Here is a 20,621-nt window from a genome sequence, read left to right as displayed (position 1 = left end):
GTTACGGAGAAGGCGGCGAGACGCCGTTTCGCCCCTTTCCTGCCCTTCCTGTGTCACCCGTTGTGTCCCTTCGTGTCCCCGCCCCCGCCGTACGGCCCCGCAGAGGCGGCGAGAGGTCGCCGCGAGAGCGGGACACGCCCGGCGCGAGAGGTACTGGAACCTGCGGTGACCAGGCGAAACAATGCGGGCCACCGGCCCGCGCGCACCGGCGGGCCGGGATCGGGGACACCGTACGGCCGATCATCCGAACGGCCGTCCCGATGGCCCGCGGCGGCCGCGCCACGGCGAGGTGGGACACCCCGGGCCGTGACGGGCTCCCGGCTCCGCCCTCCGGCGGCCCTGCCCTCGCACACCACGTCCCGCCGACGTCCTTCTGGGGGAGAACGATGCGTACCCGGCTCAACGCGCCACGGGGGGCGGTCCCGCCCGGAGTCCCGCTCAGAGAACGGCTGGCGGCGCTGTCCGCGCCCTGCCCCATGCACCCGTCCGCGCACCGGATCGAGGCGGCGGTCATCGACTGGGCGCGCAGGACCGGCCTGGACGCCGACCCCGCGGAGGAGGTCCACCGGCTGGCCGGGCGGGCGTTCGCCCGGCACGACACCGGCACGGCCACGCTGTTCGCCCGCTGGCTGACCCTGCTGACCCGGCTGCGCCGCCAACCCGCGGCTCTTCCCGGGGTGCTCGCGGTCGCCGGGGGCGGCGAGCCGGGGCACGCTCCGGTCGAACGGGCCTTCGCCGACCTGTGGGGGTCCTGCGCTCCCGGGATGAGCCGGAGGTGGCGCGAGCGGTTCGTCTCGGGGCTCGCCGTACCGGCCGGGGCGGGGTTCGGGCGGCAGCTGCTGGACCTGGCCGAACCGTGTCTCGGGGTCGAGGTGCCCGCCACGCTCCAGGAGAGCCGCCGATGGCGCGCGGCGACCGAGGCGGGCGGTGACGTGGTGACCTGGTGTGACGCCCTGCTGACTGGCCGCCTGCCGGTCGTGGCCGCCCCGCCCTCCCCGCCCGTTCCTCCGGTTCCCGCCGCGCGGGCGGAGGCCTTCCCGCAGGGCGCCCAGGCCCGGGCGGTCGACCGCGTGGTCGAGCGCATGGAGGAGTTGTGGGCCGCCGCCCGCGTCCTGCCCCCGCTCGTCGGACGCCACGGCCTCGGCCTGGACGCCTCCCGTGAGGTGATCCAGGTGGCCTGTGCCTTCTTGACGATTCCAAGGGCTTACCTGGAGGGACTTCTGGAATCCCGTCGCTATCGTCACCTAGAGTAACCGCCTGTGTCCCACAAGTAACGTGGAGGTGTAGGATGAGCACAGAGCTTCTCAAGAGCAGGTTGGATCATGCCTTCGGGCAACTGGACGCCGATGGCAACGGGCGGGTCGAGCGTGACGACCTACTCGGCCTGGGTGCCCTGATCCTGGTCGGTTTCGGCGAGTCGCCGACCTCGGCCGCGGGCAGCAAACTGGTCGACGGGTTCGAGTCGGTCTGGCGAGCCCTCTCCGGTGAGGTCGGCGACGGCGCCATCTCCCCGGAGGAGTTCAGAACCGGCATGTCCTCGGTCCTCTCCGAGGACGCGCGGTTCGACGCGGTGCTCCGCCCCGCCGCGGAGGCGGTCGCGGAGATGTGCGACACCGACGGCGACGGTGTCGTCGAGGCAGCCGAGCTCCGGCTTCTGCTGAGCGCGTTCGGCGCCCCGTGCGGTGAGGCGGAAACCGCCTTCGAGCGGCTGGAGCACGAGCGCGGGGTCTCGGTCGGCGAGCTGGTCGAGGCGACCAGGGCCTACTACACGCTCCCCTCCCGGCCCGGCGGTTCGCTGTAGTGTCCGTCATCGACACGGCGACCAGGACCGGTGGACGGGCCTCCTCGGTCGCCGCGGCTCTGCTGCTGCCCCTCGTCGACCGGGTTCCGGTCATGGCCGCCCCGTGCCGCATGCACGCCTCGATCGACCGGATCACGGCCTCACTGGCGGACTGGACCCGCGAGATCGGGCTTGAGACTCCCGTGCTCGCGCGCTTCGACCGGATGGCGGGCCGCGCCTTCGCCGGGTTCGGCACCGATTCGACACTCCTGTTCGCCAAATGGCTGACCTGGCTGTTCCACTTCGACGACGAGTGGGACGAGAAACCCGCCGGGCGGGCGGCCGGGATCGTGGAGGCCACCTTCTCCCGTCTGGTCCGCCACACCGCGGAGGCCGTTCACGGTGAGACGCAGGCGGCCAGAACGGCCATGACGGCGTCGCTCACCGCCGCACGGCCGAGGCCTTCGGCACCGGTCATGACGCGGATCCCGTCCCCGCTCCCGGTCAGGACGCCGAGGCCGGAGGGGGTCTCCCCGGTCGAGGCGGCCTTCCGCGACCTGTGGGGGGCGACCGCCCCCAGGATGAGCCGCCGCTGGCGGGAACGTTTCGCCCACGGGCTGGCGGCCCAGGGAGTGGCGTGCCGTACCGAGGCGGAGAACCGGTGCGCGGGGCGGGTGCCCTCGATCACGGAGTACCCCGTGCTGCGCAGGGGAACGGTCGGCCCCTACCTGTTCGACCTGGTCGAACCGTGCCTGGGGGTCGAGGTCCCGGCCGAGCTGCGGGAGTGCCGGACCTGGCGGACGCTGGTCGACGCCTGCAACGACGTCACCGCCTGGTGCAACGACGTCGCCTCGCACCACAAGGAGCGGGCCAACGGTGACGTGCACAACTACGTGATGGTCGCCGCGCACGCCTTCGGCCTGTCCGACGCCGAGGCCGTGGCCTGGGTGAACGACCGGATCGCCGAGCGCTCCGAGGACCTGCGGGCCGCCGCGCGCCGGCTGCCCGGACTGTTCGACGAGTTCGGGCTCACACCCGTCGAGGCGAGGAACGCCAGCAAGGTCGCCTGCGCCTTCCTCACCGCGCCCAGGGCCCAGCTCGAATGGCTCCTTGAGTCAGAGAGATACGACGTCACGGCGTGAGGTTCGCGCCGCCCTCGCCCGCGTCCGCACCCGCGTGGCGAAAGGCGGCCTTCCCCTCACCCGGCGCGCCGGGGCGTGAAGGTGAGGTTCTCACGTTGATCATTGGTTGATTCTTTTGTGGTTCGTGCCGGTTAAGGTCCTTTTGAGCACGACATGGAAGGGCCGAGGCGATGCGCGGGCTGAGCCGGGTTTTCCCGACGGTGACGCCCGTCAGGGCGCGGATCTCGGCGGTACTGATCGCCGCCGTCTCCGTGGCCATGGAATGGGGCAACATCTGGGTGACGGCGCAACTGCCGCAGCCCTCCTACACGCCACTGCCGTTCGCGCCCGAGGACGTCACGGGCAGTGCCTTCCCGATCTTCGGGGCGCTGCTGGTGTTCCAGCGGCCCCGGCTGATGATCGGCTGGCTGCTGTGCCTGGGCGGGCTGTGCTCGGCGCTGAACAGCCTGACGACGAACCTCGCGCTGCTGAACGCGGTCGGGCACCTCGGCCTTCCCGAGCAGATCTGGACGGTCGCCGGTGTGAGCGGGAAGCTCACGATCCTGCAGCTGGGTGTGCTGCTGCCGCTGCTGTACCCGGACGGGCGTCTGCCCTCCCGCCGCTGGCGGCCGCTGATCTGGTTCACCGTCGTCGTGCTGACCGTCGACACGCTGCGCGCCGAGTTCCTGATCCCTCAGACACGGGACCGTTCCACCTTCCCCTGGCAGGCCCATCTGCTGATGGAGTACCTCGGCAACGTGGCGATGGTCCTGGCCTTCGTCTCGCTGGCCGTACGGTTCCGGCGGGCGGGGCTGGAGGAGCGCAGGCAGATCCTGTGGCCGCTGCTGGCGATGGCCACCGTGATCATCCCCTGGGTGGTCGGCAACCCCCTGTGGTGGCTGACCTCGTTCACGGTCCTGCTCATCCCCGCCGCGATCACCTTCTCCGTGCTGCGCCACCGGCTCTACGGCATCGACACACTGGTCACCCGGACGCTGGTCGGCGCGGGACTGGTCGGTGTGATCGGCGGCGTCTACATGGCGGCGGGCGCGGCCTCCAGCCTGTTCCTGTCCGACGTCTACCCGGTCGGCGGACTGCTCGCCGCGCTCTGCGCCGGGGCGTTCTTCCATCCGCTGCGCCGTCTGCTGCAACGCGGCGCGGACAACCTGCTCTACGGCAGCAGGGGCGACCCGGTGGCGCTGGCCGAGGGGCTACGGCGGCGCCTGCAGCGTGTCGATCCCGCCGGCGGGCTGGTCGCCGCGCTGGAGGTGCTCCGGGAGGGCCTGGCGGTGACCGGGGTCGCGGTGCGCTTCCCGGGCGGCGGGCCCGCGGAGGTGACGGTCGGCGAGCTGCGGGAGGTGGTGCGCGACGTCGAGCTGGTCTGGCACGGCGGGCACGTCGGCGACCTGCTGATCGGACCGCCCGGGGCCAGGCGGCTGCCCGCCGCGCACAACGGACGGGTGATCGCCGCGCTCACGCCGTACGTGGCCGACGCCGCCCACGCGGTCAGGCTGGTCGGCGCGCTGCGGCGCTCCCGCGAGCGGATCGTCGCCACCCGGGAGGAGGAGCGCCGCCGCCTGCGGCGGGACCTGCACGACGGGCTCGGCCAGTCGCTCAGCGGGATGGCCATGTCCATCACCATGGCCAGGCATTCGCTGCGCACCTCCCCCGAGGCCGCCGAACGCGTGCTCAGCGACCTTCGCTCCGGCATGGACGCGGTGACCAGCGACATCAGGCACCTGGTCTACGGCCTGCGCCCGCCCGCCCTGGACGACCTCGGGCTCGCCGGGGCCGTCAGGCAGATGGCGGGCCCCGGGGTCGAGGTGAGCGGGGAACCGGCCGGGCTGCCCGCCGCGGTCGAGGTCGCCGCCTACCGGATCGTCCAGGAGGCGCTCACCAACGTCCGCAAGCACGCCGGGGCCCAGGTGGTGCGGGTCGTCCTCGAACGGGTCGCACCGGACCGGGACGGGCAAGAGCACCTGAACGTCAGGGTGAGCGACGACGGCATCGGCCTGCCCGCGAGCAGGCGCTCCGGGGTCGGACTCTCGTCGATGCGGGAGAGGGCCGCCGAACTCGGCGGCACCTGCGTGATCACCTCACCACCGGAGGGCGGGACGGTGGTCGAGGCGGTGCTCCCGTTGAACGCGAACGCGGAGACCTGATCTTTGGTGATTTCTCACAGGATGCGAACGATGGTGGGTATTACCGTATGACGTTAGCCCTGCTAGCCCTACGCTTACCCTGCGATGCTGATATTTCGTGCTCTCGGACCGTTCCAGGCTCGCCACGGCGACACGGTGATCGATCTAGGCGGCCAACGCCAGATGGCCGTGCTGGCCCGCCTCCTCGTCGCGGGCGGTCGCGCCGTGCCCGTAAGCATGCTCATCGACGAGCTCTGGCCGGGCGAACCCCCCACTCAGGCCCTGTCAACCGTACAGGGATACGTCTCGCGGCTGCGGCGCGCCCTCGAACCGGGCCGCGCCCCCAGGGAGGAGGCGGAGGTGCTGGTCTCGGCGCCGCCGGGGTACGCGCTGCGCGCCGACGCCCAGCAGGTGGACGCCTGGATGTTCGAGGACGCCGTCAAGACCGAGGGCGACCCCGCGACGGTGTGGAAACGGCTGGGAGAGGCCCTGTCGCTGTGGCGGGGACCGGCGCTGGCCGAGTTCTCCGACCTGCCCTGGGCGATGACCGAGGCGGGCCGCCTTGAGGAACTGCGGCTGATCGCGTTCGAACGCCGCGCGGACGCGGGGCTGGCGCTCGGCCGCTCCGGCGCGCTGGTCGCCGACCTGGAGGCGCACGTCTCGGCGCACCCGCTGCGGGAGGAGGCCTGGCGGCTGCTGGCGCTCGCGCTCTACCGGGGCGGCAGGCAGGGCGACGCCCTGGGAGCGCTCCGGCGCGCCAGGACGACGCTCCGCGAGGAGCTCGGCCTCGATCTCGGCGCGACCCTGCAACGGCTCGAATCGGACATGCTCTCGCAGGCCGCCCACCTGGATCCGCACGGGGACGCGCCGTCCGTCAGGGAGACCGTCACCGTACGGCCCGCCGCCCCCGTCCTTCCCGCCGCCCCCACGCTGCGCGTGGTCGTGGCCGACGACCAGGCCCTGGTCCGCACGGGTCTGCGCGTCGTGCTCGACAGCGAGCCCGGTTTCCACCTCGTCGGTGAGGCGGAGAACGGCGAACAGGCCATCACGGTCGTCCGTGAGACCCACCCGGACCTGGTGCTGATGGACATCCAGATGCCCCGTCTCGACGGCCTGACCGCCGCGCGGCGCATCCTGTCCGACGAGGCCCCGCCGAAGGTGATCATGATGACCACGTTCGGCACGGACGACAACCTCTACGCGGCGCTACGGGCCGGGGTGAGCGGGTTCGTGCTCAAGACCTCCGCGCCGGAGCAGCTCATCAGCGCGATGCGCGCCGCGCAGGCCGGTGACGCGCTGATCGACCCCGCCGTCACGACCCGCCTGATCGCGGGCTTCGCCGGGCGGGCCAACCCCTCGGCTCCTCCCGGCCTCGCCGGTCTCGGCGACGCCGACCTCGACCTGATGAAGCTGATCGCCAGGGGGCTCACCAACCGGCAGATCGCGGCGACCCTGGCCGTCCAGGAACGGTCGGTCGCCCAGTCGGTGGCCAGGCTCCTCGACCACCTGGGACTGTTCGACCGCGCCCAGCTCGTCGTCGCCGCATACGAGTCGGGCCTGGTCAACCCGGGTGACGTGGGCAGGTGACGATGCCGGTCGAGACACCTCCCGGCCGCCCCCCCGACGTCCCCGGAACGGCCCCCGCCGTGGACGTGCCCGGGCGGGCGGCGCGGGGGCGGCGGGCCATCTCCCGGCCGCGCCTGGTGGTCATCGCGCTCTCGGCCGCCGCCTCCGCGCTGACGGTGGCCGCGCTGGTGGTCACCTGGGACCTGCCGTCCGAGTGGGGCGTCGGGCTGCTCGTCTCCCCCGACCTGTCGTGTGCCCTGACCTTCCCGCTGGTCGGCGCCTTCCTGCTGGCCCACCGGTCCCGCCCGCCCGCGGCGTGGCTGATGTGCGTAGGCGGGATCGCCTGCGCCGTCAACGTCCTGGGCACCGCCCTGATGCTGCGCTCGGGGGCCCAGGGCGACCTGATGGCGGCCGGGACATACCGCTACGCCGCCGGGATCGGCTGGGCCGTCGGCGGGCTGACGCTGGCGGTCCTGCTGCCGCTCTACTCCCCCGACGGCAGGCTGCCCTCCCGGCGCTGGCGTCCTGTCGTGGTCCTGACGGGCGTGGTGATGGCCGTCGAGGCGTTCCGCCTGGTCGTACGGCCCACACCGCCCCTGGACGGCTACCCGCTGCCCGCCCGGCTGCCCAACCCGCTGGCGATCGAGGCGCTGAGGCCGTACAACGCGGCGCTGCAGAACGTCATGCTGGGGATGATCATGGGCATGGCGGTGCTGGCGATGCTCTCCCTGGTGCTGCGCCTGCGCCGGGCCGACCCGGTGATGCGCCGCCAGATCGCCTGGCCGCTGGGCGCGTTCGCCGTCTACATCGTCTGCATGCTCGCCGGGAAGGACTGGGTCCTGACGGCCACCGTGTGGACCGGGCTGATCCCGATCGCCATCACCTTCTCCGTATTGCGTCACCGCCTGTACGGCATCGACACCGTGATCAGCCGTGCCTTCGTGGCCGCCGGGCTGATCGCCGCGGTCAGCGTGGTCTACTTCGGGGCCGGGGCCATCGCCGGGTTCGCCCTGTCCGGCTACGACCGGATCGGCGGCCTGGCCGCCGCCCTGCTCGCCGGGGTGTTCTTCCACCCGCTGCGCGGGATGCTCAGGCGCTGGGCCGACCGTCTCATGTACGGCACGCACGGAGATCCGGCGGCCCTGGCCGCCCGGCTGACCAGGGAGGTCGGCCAGGCCGAGCCCGCCAACGCGCTGGCCGCCGTGGCCGCGGCCGTCAAGGACGGCCTGAGCGTCACCGGTGTGGCGGTCGAGGCGCGGGCCCCGGGAAGCAGGAGGGTCGAGATCGGCCTGCTGGGACCCGCCCCCCGCGTGGTACCGCTGGTCTGGCACGGCGAGCCCGTCGGACGGCTGCTGCTGGGCGCGCCCGGCCCCCGCAGGTTCGCCGCGGCCCACAACGACCGGCTGATCGCCGTGGTCACGCCGTACGTGGCGGACGTGGTGCACGCCGTGACGATGACCGCCGACCTGCGGCGCTCCCGCGAGCGCATCCTCACCGCCCGTGAGGAGGAGCGCAGGCGCCTGCGGCGGGACCTGCACGACGGGCTCGGCCACGCGCTGACCGACATGGCGATGTCGATCAACATGGCCAGGATCAGCCTGCGCTCCGCCCCGGCCTCGGCCGACCGGCTCCTGGCCGAGTTGCGCGAGGGCATGGACACGGTCGGTCAGGAGATCAGGGAGCTGGTCTACGGCCTGCGCCCGCCGACCCTCGACGAGCTCGGCCTGGCCGGGGCCGTACGGGCGCTGGCCGCCGACGGCGGGCCCGAGGTGGCCGTGGAGACCGAGGGCGACCTGTCCGACCTGCCCGCGGCCACCGAGGTCGCCGCCTACCGGATCGCGCAGGAGGGGCTCACCAACGTCCGCAAGCACGCGGGCGCCAGCTCCGCCGTGGTCTCGCTGCGCCGGGGCGAGTCGCTGGTCGTCCGCGTCCAGGACGACGGAGGCGGGCTGCCCGAGGGGCGCCGTGCGGGCGTCGGCCTGCTGTCGATGCGTGAGCGCGCCGCGGAGCTGGGCGGGACGTGCGTGATCGGCGCCGCGCCGGGAGGCGGTACGGTCGTCGAGGCCGTGCTGCCGATCTCCGCCGCCTGAGTGTGAACTTTCCGGTGCTCCCGCGTGTCTGACATGGCGTTGCTGAAATTATCCGAGGAGTTTCGCGTGAAGCACCTGGCCCTGGCCGTCGGCGCCGTACTCGCCGCGTCCACCGTCGTGTCCGTCGCCGCCGTCCCCGCCCCCGCCCGGGCCGCCACCACTCCGGGGGCCGTCTTCTTCGGCTACAAGGGCGCGGGGGTCGAGGTGGTCACCCAGCAGGGGGGCCTGAGCAAGCTGGCCGTCGGCGGCTCCTCCTTCGCCGGGCAGTTCGCCGCGGCGCCCGGCGGCGGGAAGGTCGCCTGGATCGACGGCAAGGGGCGCCTGCACGTCAAGAGCGCGGCCGGCGACAAGGTGGTCGCCACGAACGCCGCCTACGTGGGGCCGTGCCTGACCCCCGCCTGGAGCGCGGACGGCAAGCGGATCGCCTACGTGACCAGGGGCGGTTCGGACAAGGCGACCGTCGCGCTGGTCGGCGCCGGCGGCGGCAGGCCGGTGATCGCGGGCAAGACCGCGGGCGTGTGCCACCTGGCCTGGTCGGCCGACGGCAGGACGCTCGCCGGATACGCCGGGAACACCGACGGCGTCTACCTGCTGAACACCGTCTCGCACGTCTCGACCAGGGTCCCCGGGATCCGGCTCGCCAACCACGTCGACGGTCTGTCCCCCAACGGCGACCGGGTCGTGGTGAACACGATCGGCAAGAACGCCCCCGGCGGGGACGGCTCCTGGCCGCTGTCCTACACCCCGTCGCTCTACGACACCAGGACCGGCAGGAAGATCCCCATCCCGGTGCGGGGCACACTGATCGGCGCCAGGTTCCTGACCGACGGCACCCTCGTGGTCCGGGTCAAGGGCAAGAGCGCCAACACCTGGGTCGTGCTCGACCCCGACACCTACAAGGTGAGCCAGCGCGTGGGCGAGATCCCGCAGGCCAAGAACCTCGGCCTGCTCAGCGTCATCGGCTGACCCACCCGTACGGCCCCCGCCGCGCCGGAGGGCGGGGCCCCAATAGGGTGGGACACGTGGCTCAACTGCGCATCGCCCTTGCCCAGACCAACCCCGAGGTCGGCGACCTGGCGGCCAACGCCGACAGGATCGTCGAGTGGACCAGGCGCGCCACCGAGCGTGGCGCGCATCTGACGGTCTTCACCGAGATGTCCCTGGTCGGATACCCGGTCGAGGACCTGGTGCTGCGGGCGTCCTTCGTCGACGCCTCGCTCGCCGCCGTCGAGGCCCTCGCGACGCGGCTGGCCGAGGAGGGGCTCGGCGAGATGCCGGTCGTGGTCGGCTACGTGGACCGGGCGAACCTCTCCCCGAGGCTCGGCCTGCCGAAGGGGGCCCCGCTGGACGCCGCGGCCCTCATCCACCGGGGCCGGGTCGTGGTCAGGACCGCCAAGCACCACCTGCCCAACTACGGGGTCTTCGACGAGTACCGCTACTTCGTGCGCGGTGACCGGCTGCCGATCTTCCGGCTGCACGGGGTGGACGTGGCCATCGCCGTCTGTGAGGACCTGTGGCAGGAGGGCGGGCCGGTCGCCGTGGTCGCCGAGGCGGGCGCCGGGCTGCTGATCACGCCGAACGCCTCGCCGTACGAGCGGGAGAAGGACGACGTGCGGCTTGAGCTCGTCGCACGGCGGGCCAGGGAGGCGGGCTGCGCCCTCCTCTACGTCAACCAGGTCGGCGGCCAGGACGAGCTGGTCTTCGACGGTGACTCGCTGGTCGTCTCGGCCTCGGGTGAGCTGGTCGCGCGGGGCGCGAAGTTCGCCGAGGAGCTGCTGGTCGTCGATCTCGACCTGCCCGAGGCGCGGTTCGGCGGCCTGGGGACCTTCGAGACCGAGGCGGGCGACGGGACGGTCATCACGGTCGAGCGGATCGAGCTGTCCGCCCGCTCGCTCGAACCGTACGAGCCGCTGGCGCCCTCGGTCGCCGAGCCCATGGAGGACACCGCGGAGGTCTACTCGGCACTGGTTCTCGCGGTGCGCGACTACGTGCGCAAGAACGGCTTCCAGTCGGTCATCCTCGGCCTGTCCGGGGGGATCGACTCGGCGCTGACCGCGACGATCGCCTCAGACGCGATCGGCCCCGAGCGGGTGCACGCGGTGCTGATGCCCTCCCGCTACTCCTCGGACCACTCCCTGAGCGACGCCAGGGAGCTGGTCGAACGGCAGGGCATCAACTCCAGGGTCGTCCCGATCTCCGGTGTGGTCGACGCCTTCGAGAAGGAGATCGAGCTGTCCGGGCTGGCCGCGGAGAACCTCCAGGCCAGGGTACGCGGCATGATCCTGATGGGCCTGTCCAACCAGCACGGTCACCTGGTGCTGACGACCGGCAACAAGAGCGAGCTCGCGGTCGGATACTCCACCCTCTACGGCGACTCCGCCGGTGGCTTCGCGCCCATCAAGGACGTGCTCAAGACCCTGGTCTGGGAGCTGTCGCGCTGGCGGAACGCCCAGGCGGGCAGGTCGGGCGAGTTCCTGTACGGCTTCGCGCGCCCGCCCATCCCGGAGAACTCCATCGAGAAGGAGCCGAGCGCGGAGCTGCGCCCCGGCCAGCGTGACACCGACTCCCTGCCCGAGTACGACGTGCTCGACCCCCTCCTGCACGACTACGTCGAGGAGGACATGGGATCGGCCGAGCTGGTCGCCGCCGGTCACGACCCCGCTCTGGTCGCCAGGATCATCCGCCTGGTCGACCTGGCCGAGTACAAGCGCCGCCAGTATCCCCCGGGTCCCAAGATCACGGCCAAGAACTTCGGCCGCGACCGTCGTCTGCCGATCACCAACCGCTGGCGCGAGACTCCCCTCTGACCTGCCTGAACGACTCCGGTGGGGCCGTGCATGAGCTTTGCGGGGTGGGTATCACCGCAGGGAGGGTCACCGGCGGCCGGGGAGGGGGCTGAGATCGGCCGCGGTGGTCCGGCGGGCGGCGAGCGGGCGCCGTCGACTCCCCTCCACCCGTCCGCCCGCGCTCGGCGGCCCGCCGGAATCCAGGAGACAGGGGGAGATCAGATGAAGGCAAAGGTAGGTGACAGGCTCGTCGTCGAGGGCACCCGGCACGGGGAGACCCGGCGGATCGGTGTGGTCGTGGGGCTTGTCCACGAGGACGGCTCCCCGCCCTACATGGTGCACTGGGAGCACGACGAGCACGAGACCATGGTGTTCCCCGGCCCGGACGCCCACGTGGTCTCCGAGGACCGGAAGGAGACCCCGCTCACCACCTCGTGACGTGAGGGGGGTCGTTCGCCGTCGTCCCGGCCCGGGGCGGCGGCGAACTCGTCTCCGCATCCCGGGCAGCAACTCTTTACGGCATAAGCTATTCTTGCGCCCATCAACTCCTTACGGCGTACGGAATTCCCGCGCCGCTGGAAGAACCGGAGAGACGCCCATGCCCACGGTGACCCTGCACGACGCGAGTCCCATCGAGGTGGAGGTCCACGGCGAGGGACCCGTCCTGCTGCTGCCCGTCAACCCCCTCCCCGCCGAGGGGCCCCAGGCCGAGGCGATGCGCGCCTGGGGCACGGACCCCGCGCTCGGCCGCTCCCTCGTCGAGGGCCTGCGCGACGCCTTCACGGTGGTCGCCTTCGACTACGAGAACCATGTCCTGGCCAACCCCAAGCCCGGCACCCTGACCCCCGCCAACATCGCCCGCGACCTGCTCGCCGTCGCCGACGCCGCGGGGGCCGACCGCTTCGCCTACTACGGCTACTCCTGGCTCGCGTTGAGCGGACTCCAGCTCGCGCTCAGGACCGACCGGCTGTCCGCCCTGGTCATGGGTGGTTTCCCGCCACTCGGCGGGCCGTACGCGGAGATGCTGCGGGTGACCATGGCGACCCATGAGATGGCGCTCGCCGGGGCCTCGAAAAAAGCCGTGGAAAAAGCCACCGGAGAGGCCGCCGAGAAGCCCTCCGGGCCGCCGGAGAAGGACGACTGGTCGTCGGTCGAGGTGACGTTGTCGCCGGACCAGACCAGGCAGTTCGTCACGCTGTACGAGGAACTGCGGGGGTTCGACGACCTGGCCGCCCAGGCCCGGATCACCTGCCCCAGGCTCTGTTTCGTCGGATCGGCCGACGACATCGAGTACGGCGAGCGCTGGGGCGGGGTGCGTGTGGGCATCGCGAGCGCGGTCGTCGGGCGGCGGGCCGAGATCGAGGCCCTCGGCTGGGACGTGACGGTCCTGGACGGCCTCGACCACATGGGGGCCATGCAGCCTCCCACGGTCCTGCCCCTGGTGCGCCCGTGGCTGCGGGCACGGATCGGCGCCCTGCCCGCCGGGTGAGGCCTGAGCGGTGAGGCGGGGATCAGCGAGGGGACATGCCGACGAGCAGATGGTCGATGACCCGCTCGGCGGTCCCCTCGGGAAGATCCTCCTGATCGGGGCCGAAACCCCTGACGTACCAGACCACGGTCCCGATCAGCGAGGCGATGGAGACCGGCACGTCGAGGTCGGCCCTCAGCTCGCCGGTCGCGATGCCACGCTGCAGCAGCGCGGTCAGCACGGCCCTGCGCGGCGCGATGGTCGCCTGGTGGATGCGCTGCACGAGGCGGGGATGCCGTTCGGTCTCGTTCATCGCGATGTTCATCACGCACCGCGACCGCGCGTTGCGCGCCTCCTGCAGGAAGACCTCGGCGCAGGCGACCAGGTCCTCGCGCAGCGACCTGCCCGCCAGCGCGGGCAGTGGCGCCTTGAGGGCGGCGAGGGCGTCAACGAGCAGATCTTCCTTGTTGGACCATCGGCGGTAGATCGTCGTCTTGCCGACGCCCGCGCGGGCGGCGATCGCCTCGATCGACAGCTCACCGAGGCCGCTGCTCTCGCTGATCAGATCGAGGGTCGCCTCAATGATCGCCTTCTCTGCCCTGGCGCTGCGGGGGCGGCCCGCGGGACGGGCCGCCTGAGTCTCATCCGTCGTGGTCATCGTATGTCCACATTACCTACACGCCGGCCGGTTCCTTATCGAGATCGTGCTGTTCCGCGACCGTCACCGGGGCGTTCTTTCCCGGCAGCCACCTGAGCACCACCAGAGCGCCGAGGAGCGCGATGGCGGCGGAGACCAGCGAGGTGACGTGCATGCCGTCGAGGAAGGCGTGCTTGGCGGGCTCTATCAGCGCGGCACCGCGCTCGCCGAGGGCCTTGGCCGCGCCGATCGTGGCCGTCAGGGACTCACCCGCCACGTGCTGGAGCTCGGCGGGCAGACCGGTCAGGCTGGGGGCGATCTCGTCGCGGTAGGTCGCCGAGAGCAGCGAGCCGAGCAGGGCGACGCCGAGCGCGCCCGCGACCTGGCGGATGGTGTTGCTCATGGCCGAGCCGACGCCCGCCTTCTCCCTGGGCAGCGCCTCCATGATCGTGGTGGTCGCGGGCGGCATGATGTTGGCCATCGCCGCGCCCTGGACGAAGAAGACGATCTCGATCAGCAGGACGGGGGTGTTCTGGTCCATCAGCGCGTACGAACCGAGGGCCGCGGCCACCACGACCATGCTCACGGTCGCGCTCACCTTGCTGCCGAAGCGCCTGACCATCTGCTGGCTGAGCGGGGCGAAGATGATCTGCGCCGCGGCGAACGGGATCATCAGCGCGCCCGACTCCATCGGGGTGAAGCCGAGGACGATCTGCAGGTAGAAGATCAAGAAGAACATCGCGCCCATCATCGCGAAGAACACGATGCCGATCATGCCGACCGCGGTGGAGAAACGGACGTTGGAGAAGTAGCGGACGTCGAAGGCCGGGTGGTCGATGCGGCGCTCGTACCAGACGAAGGCCGCGAGCACGGCCACACCGAGGATCGTCGGGACCAGCACCTCGGCGCTGGCGACCGTGGCCAGCTCACCGCCCCTGATGATGCCGTAGGTGATCGCCACGAGGCCGATGATGGACAGCAGCACGCCGACCGGGTCGAGCCTGGAGGGCTTGGGGTCACGCGACTCGGGCACGACGAGGGCGATGAGCACCATGCTGACCAGCACGATCGGCAGGTTGACCAGGAAGACCGAACCCCACCAGAAGTGCTCGATGAGCAGGCCACCGGTGATCGGGCCGATCGCCACGGCGATGCCGACGCCTCCCGCCCAGACGCCGATCGCCTTGCCGCGTTCCTGCGGGGGGAAGACGTTGGAGATGATCGCGAGGGTGGCCGGCATGATCGCGGCGCCCCCGACGCCCATGAAGGCGCGCGCGACGATCAGCTGGGTCGGGTCCTGGGCGTAGGCGCTGGCCAGCGACGCCAGGCCGAAGAGCACCATGCCGATGAACAGCATGCGCTTACGGCCGGTACGGTCGCCGATCACACCGAAGGTGAACAGCAGACCGGCGAAGACGAGCGTGTAGGAGTTGATCGCCCACTCAAGCTGGCTCTGCGTGGCCCCCAGACCCTCCTGAGGGTCGGCGATCGTCTTCAGCGCGACGTTGAGGATCGTGTTGTCCAGCACGACCGCCAGGAGGCTGAAGACCAGCACCCCCAGGATCTGCCACCGTCTCGGGTGGCCGGTTTGGTGTTCCATGGATGCCCCGTTTCGATACACAAAAGTTTCGAAACAGTACCGTATCGGTAGATCATACGATACGCAACCGTTGCGTTTCGTATTTGCCGGATATTTCCGGCAGATTCACGCGGAAACCGGCACAGATTCCTCAACCTGGACACCGGTTCGTCGCCAGAACGGCAGGGCGAGCAGCACCATCGCCACCCCCACGAGGCCCGCTACGGCGAAGGCCCAGCCCGGCCCCCAGGAGTCGATGAGCGCCCCGCCCATCGGCGCCGACACGGCGCCGCCGATCAGCAGTGCCGTACCGTGCAGGCCCATCGCCTCACCGCGTGCCCCCGCGGGAACCCAGCGGCTCAAGGTATCGACCGTGGCCGACAATCCCGGCGCGCACAGCACCCCGGCCGGGACGAGCGCCACCATCAGCCAGCGCCAGTCGTCGCCGACCAGCCCGACGGGGATGGTGAGCGCGCCCATGGCGCCGATCAGCAGCAGCGGGGAGAAGCCCCGCGGCAGGCCACCGTACACGAAGCCACCGAGCAGGGAGTAAGCGCACCAGACGCCGATCGCCAGGCCCGTCCAGGCGGTGTCGCCCGCCTGCTTCATGACCGCGACCAGCGAGAGCTCGGTCGTGGTGAGCACGAAGGTCGCGGCGCACACGGTGCCGAGCAGGCCGACGAACGCCGGGGTCAGCCAGGCTCGCCTGGACACCCGCTCCCCGGCCTCCGCCATCTCCCGCGCCTCCTCCGCCGAGCGCACGGGCGGGTTCAGCGCGAACAACGTCGCACCCGCCCCGACGAGCCCGACACCGACCACGCACATCGTCCACGTGCTGCCCATCAGGGTGACGCCGAGGACGCCGAGCGCGGGACCCGTCATGTAGGACAGTTCGATGATCATCGAGTCGAGGGAGAAGCCGAGCCTGCGCTGTTCGAGAGGGACCATCGCCGCGACGCACTGCCTGATCACGCTGAACAGCGGCAGGCTGAGCAGCCCGGCCAGCACCGTCGCGGCCAGCAGCGCGGGGAACGGCAGCGCCCAGGCCGTCGCCCAGAACGCCAGCTGCGCCAGCGAGGTCACCAGGATCACGGGCCGCAGCCCCCTGCGGTCGACGAACCGTCCCGCGAGCGGTGAGCCGACGGCCGTGCCGACGGCGCTCGCCATCGCGGCCAGTCCCGCCTGGGCGAATCCGAGTCCCAGCCCGTTGACCACGTGCAGGGTCAGAGTGATCCCGGTCGCGGTCGCCGGAATCCGGGCGACCATCCCCACCAGCAACAACGACCGCACACCGGGAACGGACAGCAGACGACGGTAAGGCTCCAATGCCATTTGATTGCTTACCTCCCCACGTATTGTGTCGTATGGCACTGACACGCTCCGCACCGGATTACGGTCGGGGCCGGGGGTGTTTATCAAGACGTCCGCGTGCAATCATCGGAAGCAGTCCGGGGACGTCACAGGGACGCCTCGAGACTTCACTGGAGGCTTTCCATGCCCTCTTCTGTGTCTTCGTCCATGCCCTCCTCCGGGCCCTCCTCCGCGCCCTCCACGGCCGGCCAGCCGACCGCCCTCTACGGCGGCAAGGCCGGGCGAAGGGTCACCGTCCGCGACATCGCCGCGGCCAAGGAACGGGGCGAGAGGTGGCCGATGGTCACCGCCTACGACGCCATGACGGCGAGGGTCTTCGACGAGGCAGGCATCCCGGTGCTGCTCGTCGGCGACTCAGCCGCCATGGTCGTCTACGGCCACGACTCCACGTTGCCGGTCTCGGTCGACGAGCTCCTCCCGCTCACCTCGGCCGTGGTGCGCGGCTCCTCCCGCGCGATGGTGGTCGCCGACCTGCCGTTCGGCTCCTACCAGGCCTCTCCCCAGCAGGCGCTGGAGACGGCCGCCCGCTTCATGAAGGAGGCCGGCGCCCACGCGATCAAGCTCGAAGGCGGGCGCCGGGTCCTCCCCCAGGTCGAGACCCTGGTCTCGGCGGGCATCCCGGTGATGGCCCACCTGGGCCTGACCCCGCAGTCGGTCAACGCCTTCGGCGGCTACCGGGTGCAGGGGCGCGGCCAGTCGGGTGACGAGCTGATGGCCGACGCCAAGGACCTGGAGTACGCCGGGGCCTTCGCCGTGGTCCTGGAGTGCGTCCCCGGCGACCTCGCCGAGCGGGTCACCGCCTCCCTGTCGATCCCGACGGTCGGCATCGGCGCCGGTCCCGCGACCGACGCCCAGGTCCTCGTCTGGCAGGACCTGATGGGGCTGACCCCCAACCCGCCGAAGTTCGTCAAGCGGTACGCCGACCTCGCGGGCGAGATGGACCGGGCGGTACGCGCCTTCGCCGACGAGGTGACCGGCGGCGCCTTCCCCACCGTCGAGCACAGCTACCGCTGACCCGCTGCTAGTCCACCGCTGACCCACTGTGTACGGCCCGGTGTTCGCCGGGCCGTACACCCCTCAGCGGATCGTCATGAGAGCGCCTGGGAGAAGTCGTCCCACAGGTCCTCGATGTGCTCGATGCCGACCGCGACCCGGACCGTGCCCTCGCCGATCCCGTGCCGGGCCAGTTCCTCCGGCGTCAGCGACCGGTGCGAGGTGGTCGCCGGGTGCAGGACGAGGGTCTCGACGCCGCCGAGTGACGGGGCCAGCAGCGCCAGCCGTACCGAGCTCATGAACTTCTCGCCCGCCGCCCGCCCGCCGACGAGGTCGAAGGAGAAGACCCCGCCGAAGTCGGGCAGCAGCTTCCTGGCCAGGGCGTGCGAGGGGTGGGAGGGCAGGCCGGGCCAGTGCACCGCGACGACCGCGGGGTGGTTGTCCAGGCGCAGGGCCAGCTCCCGGGTGTTGGCGCAGTGGCGTTCCATGCGCAGCGGCAGCGTCTGCATGCCGCGCAGGGTGAGCCAGGCCGCGAACGGGTCGGCGGTTGCGCCCAGTTCGACCGCGAAGTGCCACACCTTGCGGTACAGCTCCTCCGAGGCGAAGACCGCGACGCCGCCGAGCACGTCGGTGTGCCCGCTCAGGTACTTGGTCGTCGAGTGGACCACGATGTCGGCCCCGTGCTCGATCGGACGGCACAGCACCGGTGAGGCGAAGGTGTTGTCCACCACGGAGACCAGCCCCGCCTCACGGGCGGCGGCGCACATCCCCGGCAGGTCGGCCACCTGGGTCACCGGGTTGGCGATGGTCTCCAGATAGACCAGCCTGCTCTGCGGCCGTACGGCGGCGCGCAACGCCTGCGGGTCGTCCTCCGAGACGTAGGAGACCTCGATGCCGAAGCGCGAGGCCAGGTCGTTGAGCATCGCCGCGGTGCCGCCGTACAGGGGCTTCTGCGCGATCAGGTGGTCGCCGGGCTTGAGCAGCCCGAGCAGCACCGAGTTGATCGCCCCCATGCCCGAGGCGGTCGCGACCGCCCCGACGCCGCCTTCCAGCCCGGCGACGGCCTCCTCTAGGGAGCGGACGGTCGGGTTGGACAGCCTGCCGTACACGAAGGCCCCGTCGGGACGGTTCATCCCGTCGGCGAAGACGGCCGGGTCCTCGAAGGAGAAGCCCGAGGTCTGGTAGATCGGCACGGCGATGGGGCGGCTGCCGTTCAGCGACGGCCTGGGCAGGTGGACGGTGCGCGTCTCCGGGCGAAGTTCAGTCATGTGTCAAGGATGTCCACCACGCCGTGGACCTAGTCGAGGAGGGTCCGAGGACTTTGCCCTGATGCGCCAGACATGTGAATTCCTCACTGCCGCGGCGGCAGCCGGAACCGCATGCTTTGAGCTGTGACAGCGATTCAGGTGGACGGGCTCAGGAAGAGCTACGGGGAATTCACGGCCGTCAGGGACGTCTCGTTCGAGGTGGCGCAGGGAGAGATCTTCGCCCTGCTCGGGCGCAACGGCGCCGGGAAGACCACCACGGTCGAGGTGCTGGCCGGGTTCCAGGAGGCCGACGAGGGCACGGTCCGGGTGCTCGGCCTCGACCCGGTCAAGGACCGGGTCAAGATGCGCCGCAGCAGCGGCATCATGCTCCAGGAGGCGGGGTTCTTCCCCGACCTGACCGTGGCGCAGACGGTGGACGCCTGGCGGGACTTCGTGGCCGCCCCGAGGCCCAGGGACGAGGCGCTCGGGCTGGCGGGGCTCGACGCGAAGGCGGGCACCAGGGTGCGCCAGCTCTCCGGCGGGGAGAAGCGCCGTCTCGACCTCGCTCTGGCCATTCTGAGCAGGCCGGACGTGCTCTTCCTCGACGAGCCGACCACCGGGATGGATCCGAGGGCCCGCCGGGACACCTGGGAGATCATCCTGGAGCTGGCCGGGCAGGGCACGACCATCCTGCTCACCACGCACTACCTGGAGGAGGCGCAGCGCCTGGCCTCCAGCATGGTGATCATGGACCGTGGGACGGTCGTCGCGGGCGGCGGGATGGCCGAGACCCTGGCCGCCCAGACGGGCCGGGTCGCCTTCGAGCTGCCCCCCTCGACCCGCCTGGAGGACCTGCCCGTCCCCGGCGCGACGGCGGAGGGCGACCTCGCCGTCTACCGCGTCCCCGACCCCGACCTCACCGCCCACGCCCTGCTGAACTGGGCGGCCGGTCACGGCCTGCGCCTGCGCGGCTTCGAGGTCCGTACGGCGACGCTCGAAGACCTGTTCCTCGACCTCGCGACCGGCGAGAAGACCGACGAGACGAAGAAGAAGGAGGTGGTGTGACCGTGTCCGCACGCGACCTGGCGGTCGTCGCCCGCTTCAACGGCCGCCTGTTCTGGCGGGACCGTACGGCGCTGAGCACGTCCGTGGCGTTGTTCCTCCTGCTCGGCACCGGGATGCCGCTGCTGATGGACCGGCTGGGGGCCGGCAGCCAGGAGCTCCTGGTCAACATGCACCTGGGGATGCTGACCACGGTCCTCGTCATCTCGACGTTCCAGCAGACCACGGTCACCCTGTGCGTCCGGCGCGACCAGCTCCTGCTCAAGCGCCTGCGGGCCACCGGCCTCAGCGACCGCGACATCCTCGGCGGGGAGATCGCCAACCTCGTCCTGCAGAGCACGGCGCTGACCGTGCTGGTCTCGGTCGCGCTGTACGGGCTGACGAGCCTGCCGGTGCCACGTGATCCGCTGCTGTACCTGTTCGCCGTGGTCGCGGGCGCCCTCGTACTGTGCCTGCTGGGCGCGGCCTTCACCGTGGCCGTGCCGCGCAGCGAGCTGGCCGCCCCGATGGCGATGCCGTTCTTCCTGCTGGCGGGACTCGGCGCGGGCGGCTTCGGCCCCATCATGCAGGTGCTGCCCGGCTGGGTGGGCACGGTCCTCGGCCTGTTGCCGACCGACGCCATCGTGGACATGGCCCGCACCGCCTACGCGGCGCGCGGCAGCCTGGGCGGAGACCTGCGGGCGGCCGCCGTACCGACGCTGAAGCTGGCGGTCTGGGCGGCGATCGGGGCGCTCGTCATCGTCCGCAGGTTCCGCTGGGAGAGCAGGAAATCGTAGGTTG

The 20,621-nt window shown here is 71.5% G+C and carries 17 protein-coding genes; 13 read left to right on the top strand and 4 right to left on the bottom strand.

Translation table 11 applies throughout. The features are described 5' to 3' along the window. Positions 1 to 386 precede the first annotated feature (386 nt). From ACFOYY_RS17025 to ACFOYY_RS16980, 10 genes are all read left to right on the top strand, one after another. Entirely contained in the window at positions 387 to 1,253 is an 867-nt protein-coding gene (locus tag ACFOYY_RS17025) for a hypothetical protein (protein ID WP_386190267.1), read from the top strand. A 35-nt stretch (positions 1,254 to 1,288) separates the two neighbouring features. After that, a complete protein-coding gene (locus ACFOYY_RS17020) occupies positions 1,289 to 1,801 on the top strand; it encodes an EF-hand domain-containing protein (RefSeq protein ID WP_352008795.1) in 513 nt (170 codons plus the stop codon). Beyond that, positions 1,801 to 2,922: a terpene synthase family protein gene (locus ACFOYY_RS17015; protein ID WP_386190266.1), complete on the top strand. Its 1,122-nt coding sequence runs from the start codon at positions 1,801 to 1,803 to the stop codon at positions 2,920 to 2,922. The genes ACFOYY_RS17020 and ACFOYY_RS17015 overlap by 1 nt, the downstream gene beginning before the upstream one ends. 170 nt (positions 2,923 to 3,092) lie before the next feature. Then, positions 3,093 to 5,063: a sensor histidine kinase gene (locus tag ACFOYY_RS17010; protein ID WP_352008793.1), complete on the top strand. Its 1,971-nt coding sequence runs from the start codon at positions 3,093 to 3,095 to the stop codon at positions 5,061 to 5,063. A 135-nt stretch (positions 5,064 to 5,198) separates the two neighbouring features. Continuing rightward, entirely contained in the window at positions 5,199 to 6,629 is a 1,431-nt protein-coding gene (locus tag ACFOYY_RS17005) for a BTAD domain-containing putative transcriptional regulator (RefSeq protein ID WP_352008792.1), read from the top strand. A 2-nt stretch (positions 6,630 to 6,631) separates the two neighbouring features. Further along, positions 6,632 to 8,698 (top strand): sensor histidine kinase, encoded by a 2,067-nt coding sequence (locus tag ACFOYY_RS17000; protein ID WP_352008791.1) that lies wholly within the window; start codon positions 6,632 to 6,634, stop codon positions 8,696 to 8,698. Positions 8,699 to 8,764: 66 nt separating this feature from the next. Next, positions 8,765 to 9,664, top strand: a complete 900-nt coding sequence (locus ACFOYY_RS16995) for a TolB family protein (protein ID WP_352008790.1) — start codon at positions 8,765 to 8,767, stop codon at positions 9,662 to 9,664. A 56-nt stretch (positions 9,665 to 9,720) separates the two neighbouring features. Further along, positions 9,721 to 11,505 carry an NAD+ synthase gene (locus tag ACFOYY_RS16990; RefSeq protein WP_352008789.1) on the top strand — a complete coding sequence of 595 codons (1,785 nt, stop codon included), beginning with the start codon at positions 9,721 to 9,723 and terminating at the stop codon, positions 11,503 to 11,505. 201 nt (positions 11,506 to 11,706) lie between these two features. Further along, positions 11,707 to 11,922 (top strand): DUF1918 domain-containing protein, encoded by a 216-nt coding sequence (locus tag ACFOYY_RS16985; RefSeq protein ID WP_352008788.1) that lies wholly within the window; start codon positions 11,707 to 11,709, stop codon positions 11,920 to 11,922. Between the two features lie 160 nt (positions 11,923 to 12,082). Continuing rightward, positions 12,083 to 12,973: an alpha/beta fold hydrolase gene (locus ACFOYY_RS16980; protein ID WP_386190265.1), complete on the top strand. Its 891-nt coding sequence runs from the start codon at positions 12,083 to 12,085 to the stop codon at positions 12,971 to 12,973. A 22-nt stretch (positions 12,974 to 12,995) separates the two neighbouring features. Here the strand turns inward: ACFOYY_RS16980 and ACFOYY_RS16975 are convergent, their stop codons facing one another. The 3 genes from ACFOYY_RS16975 to ACFOYY_RS16965 all read right to left on the bottom strand — a co-directional run bounded on the left by ACFOYY_RS16975 (position 12,996) and on the right by ACFOYY_RS16965 (position 16,500). Continuing rightward, complete coding sequence (locus ACFOYY_RS16975; protein WP_352008786.1) at positions 12,996 to 13,610, bottom strand: TetR/AcrR family transcriptional regulator; 615 nt, start codon at positions 13,608 to 13,610, stop codon at positions 12,996 to 12,998. Positions 13,611 to 13,626: 16 nt separating this feature from the next. Then, positions 13,627 to 15,189, bottom strand: a complete 1,563-nt coding sequence (locus tag ACFOYY_RS16970) for an MFS transporter (RefSeq protein WP_362910579.1) — start codon at positions 15,187 to 15,189, stop codon at positions 13,627 to 13,629. A gap of 105 nt (positions 15,190 to 15,294) precedes the next feature. After that, entirely contained in the window at positions 15,295 to 16,500 is a 1,206-nt protein-coding gene (locus ACFOYY_RS16965) for an MFS transporter (RefSeq protein ID WP_386190264.1), read from the bottom strand. 186 nt (positions 16,501 to 16,686) lie between these two features. On the opposite strand from ACFOYY_RS16965, the gene panB reads away from it, so the two are divergent. Beyond that, positions 16,687 to 17,553 (top strand): 3-methyl-2-oxobutanoate hydroxymethyltransferase, encoded by an 867-nt coding sequence (gene panB, locus ACFOYY_RS16960; RefSeq protein ID WP_386190275.1) that lies wholly within the window; start codon positions 16,687 to 16,689, stop codon positions 17,551 to 17,553. A gap of 74 nt (positions 17,554 to 17,627) precedes the next feature. Here the strand turns inward: panB and ACFOYY_RS16955 are convergent, their stop codons facing one another. Further along, complete coding sequence (locus ACFOYY_RS16955; RefSeq protein WP_386190263.1) at positions 17,628 to 18,800, bottom strand: trans-sulfuration enzyme family protein; 1,173 nt, start codon at positions 18,798 to 18,800, stop codon at positions 17,628 to 17,630. A 123-nt stretch (positions 18,801 to 18,923) separates the two neighbouring features. On the opposite strand from ACFOYY_RS16955, the gene ACFOYY_RS16950 reads away from it, so the two are divergent. Both ACFOYY_RS16950 and ACFOYY_RS16945 read left to right on the top strand, forming a co-directional pair. Continuing rightward, entirely contained in the window at positions 18,924 to 19,844 is a 921-nt protein-coding gene (locus ACFOYY_RS16950; RefSeq protein WP_386190262.1) for an ABC transporter ATP-binding protein, read from the top strand. Next, the gene (locus tag ACFOYY_RS16945; protein WP_386190261.1) at positions 19,841 to 20,617 is read left to right on the top strand and encodes an ABC transporter permease; all 777 of its coding nucleotides are present in this window, start codon (positions 19,841 to 19,843) and stop codon (positions 20,615 to 20,617) included. The genes ACFOYY_RS16950 and ACFOYY_RS16945 overlap by 4 nt, the downstream gene beginning before the upstream one ends. Positions 20,618 to 20,621: the final 4 nt, after the last annotated feature.

Source organism: Streptosporangium jomthongense (assembly GCF_042650425.1).
Taxonomy (GTDB): Bacteria; Actinomycetota; Actinomycetes; order Streptosporangiales; family Streptosporangiaceae; genus Streptosporangium.
Note: the sequence above shows the minus strand (reverse complement) of the source record. Positions and strands in the feature narration are given on the sequence as shown.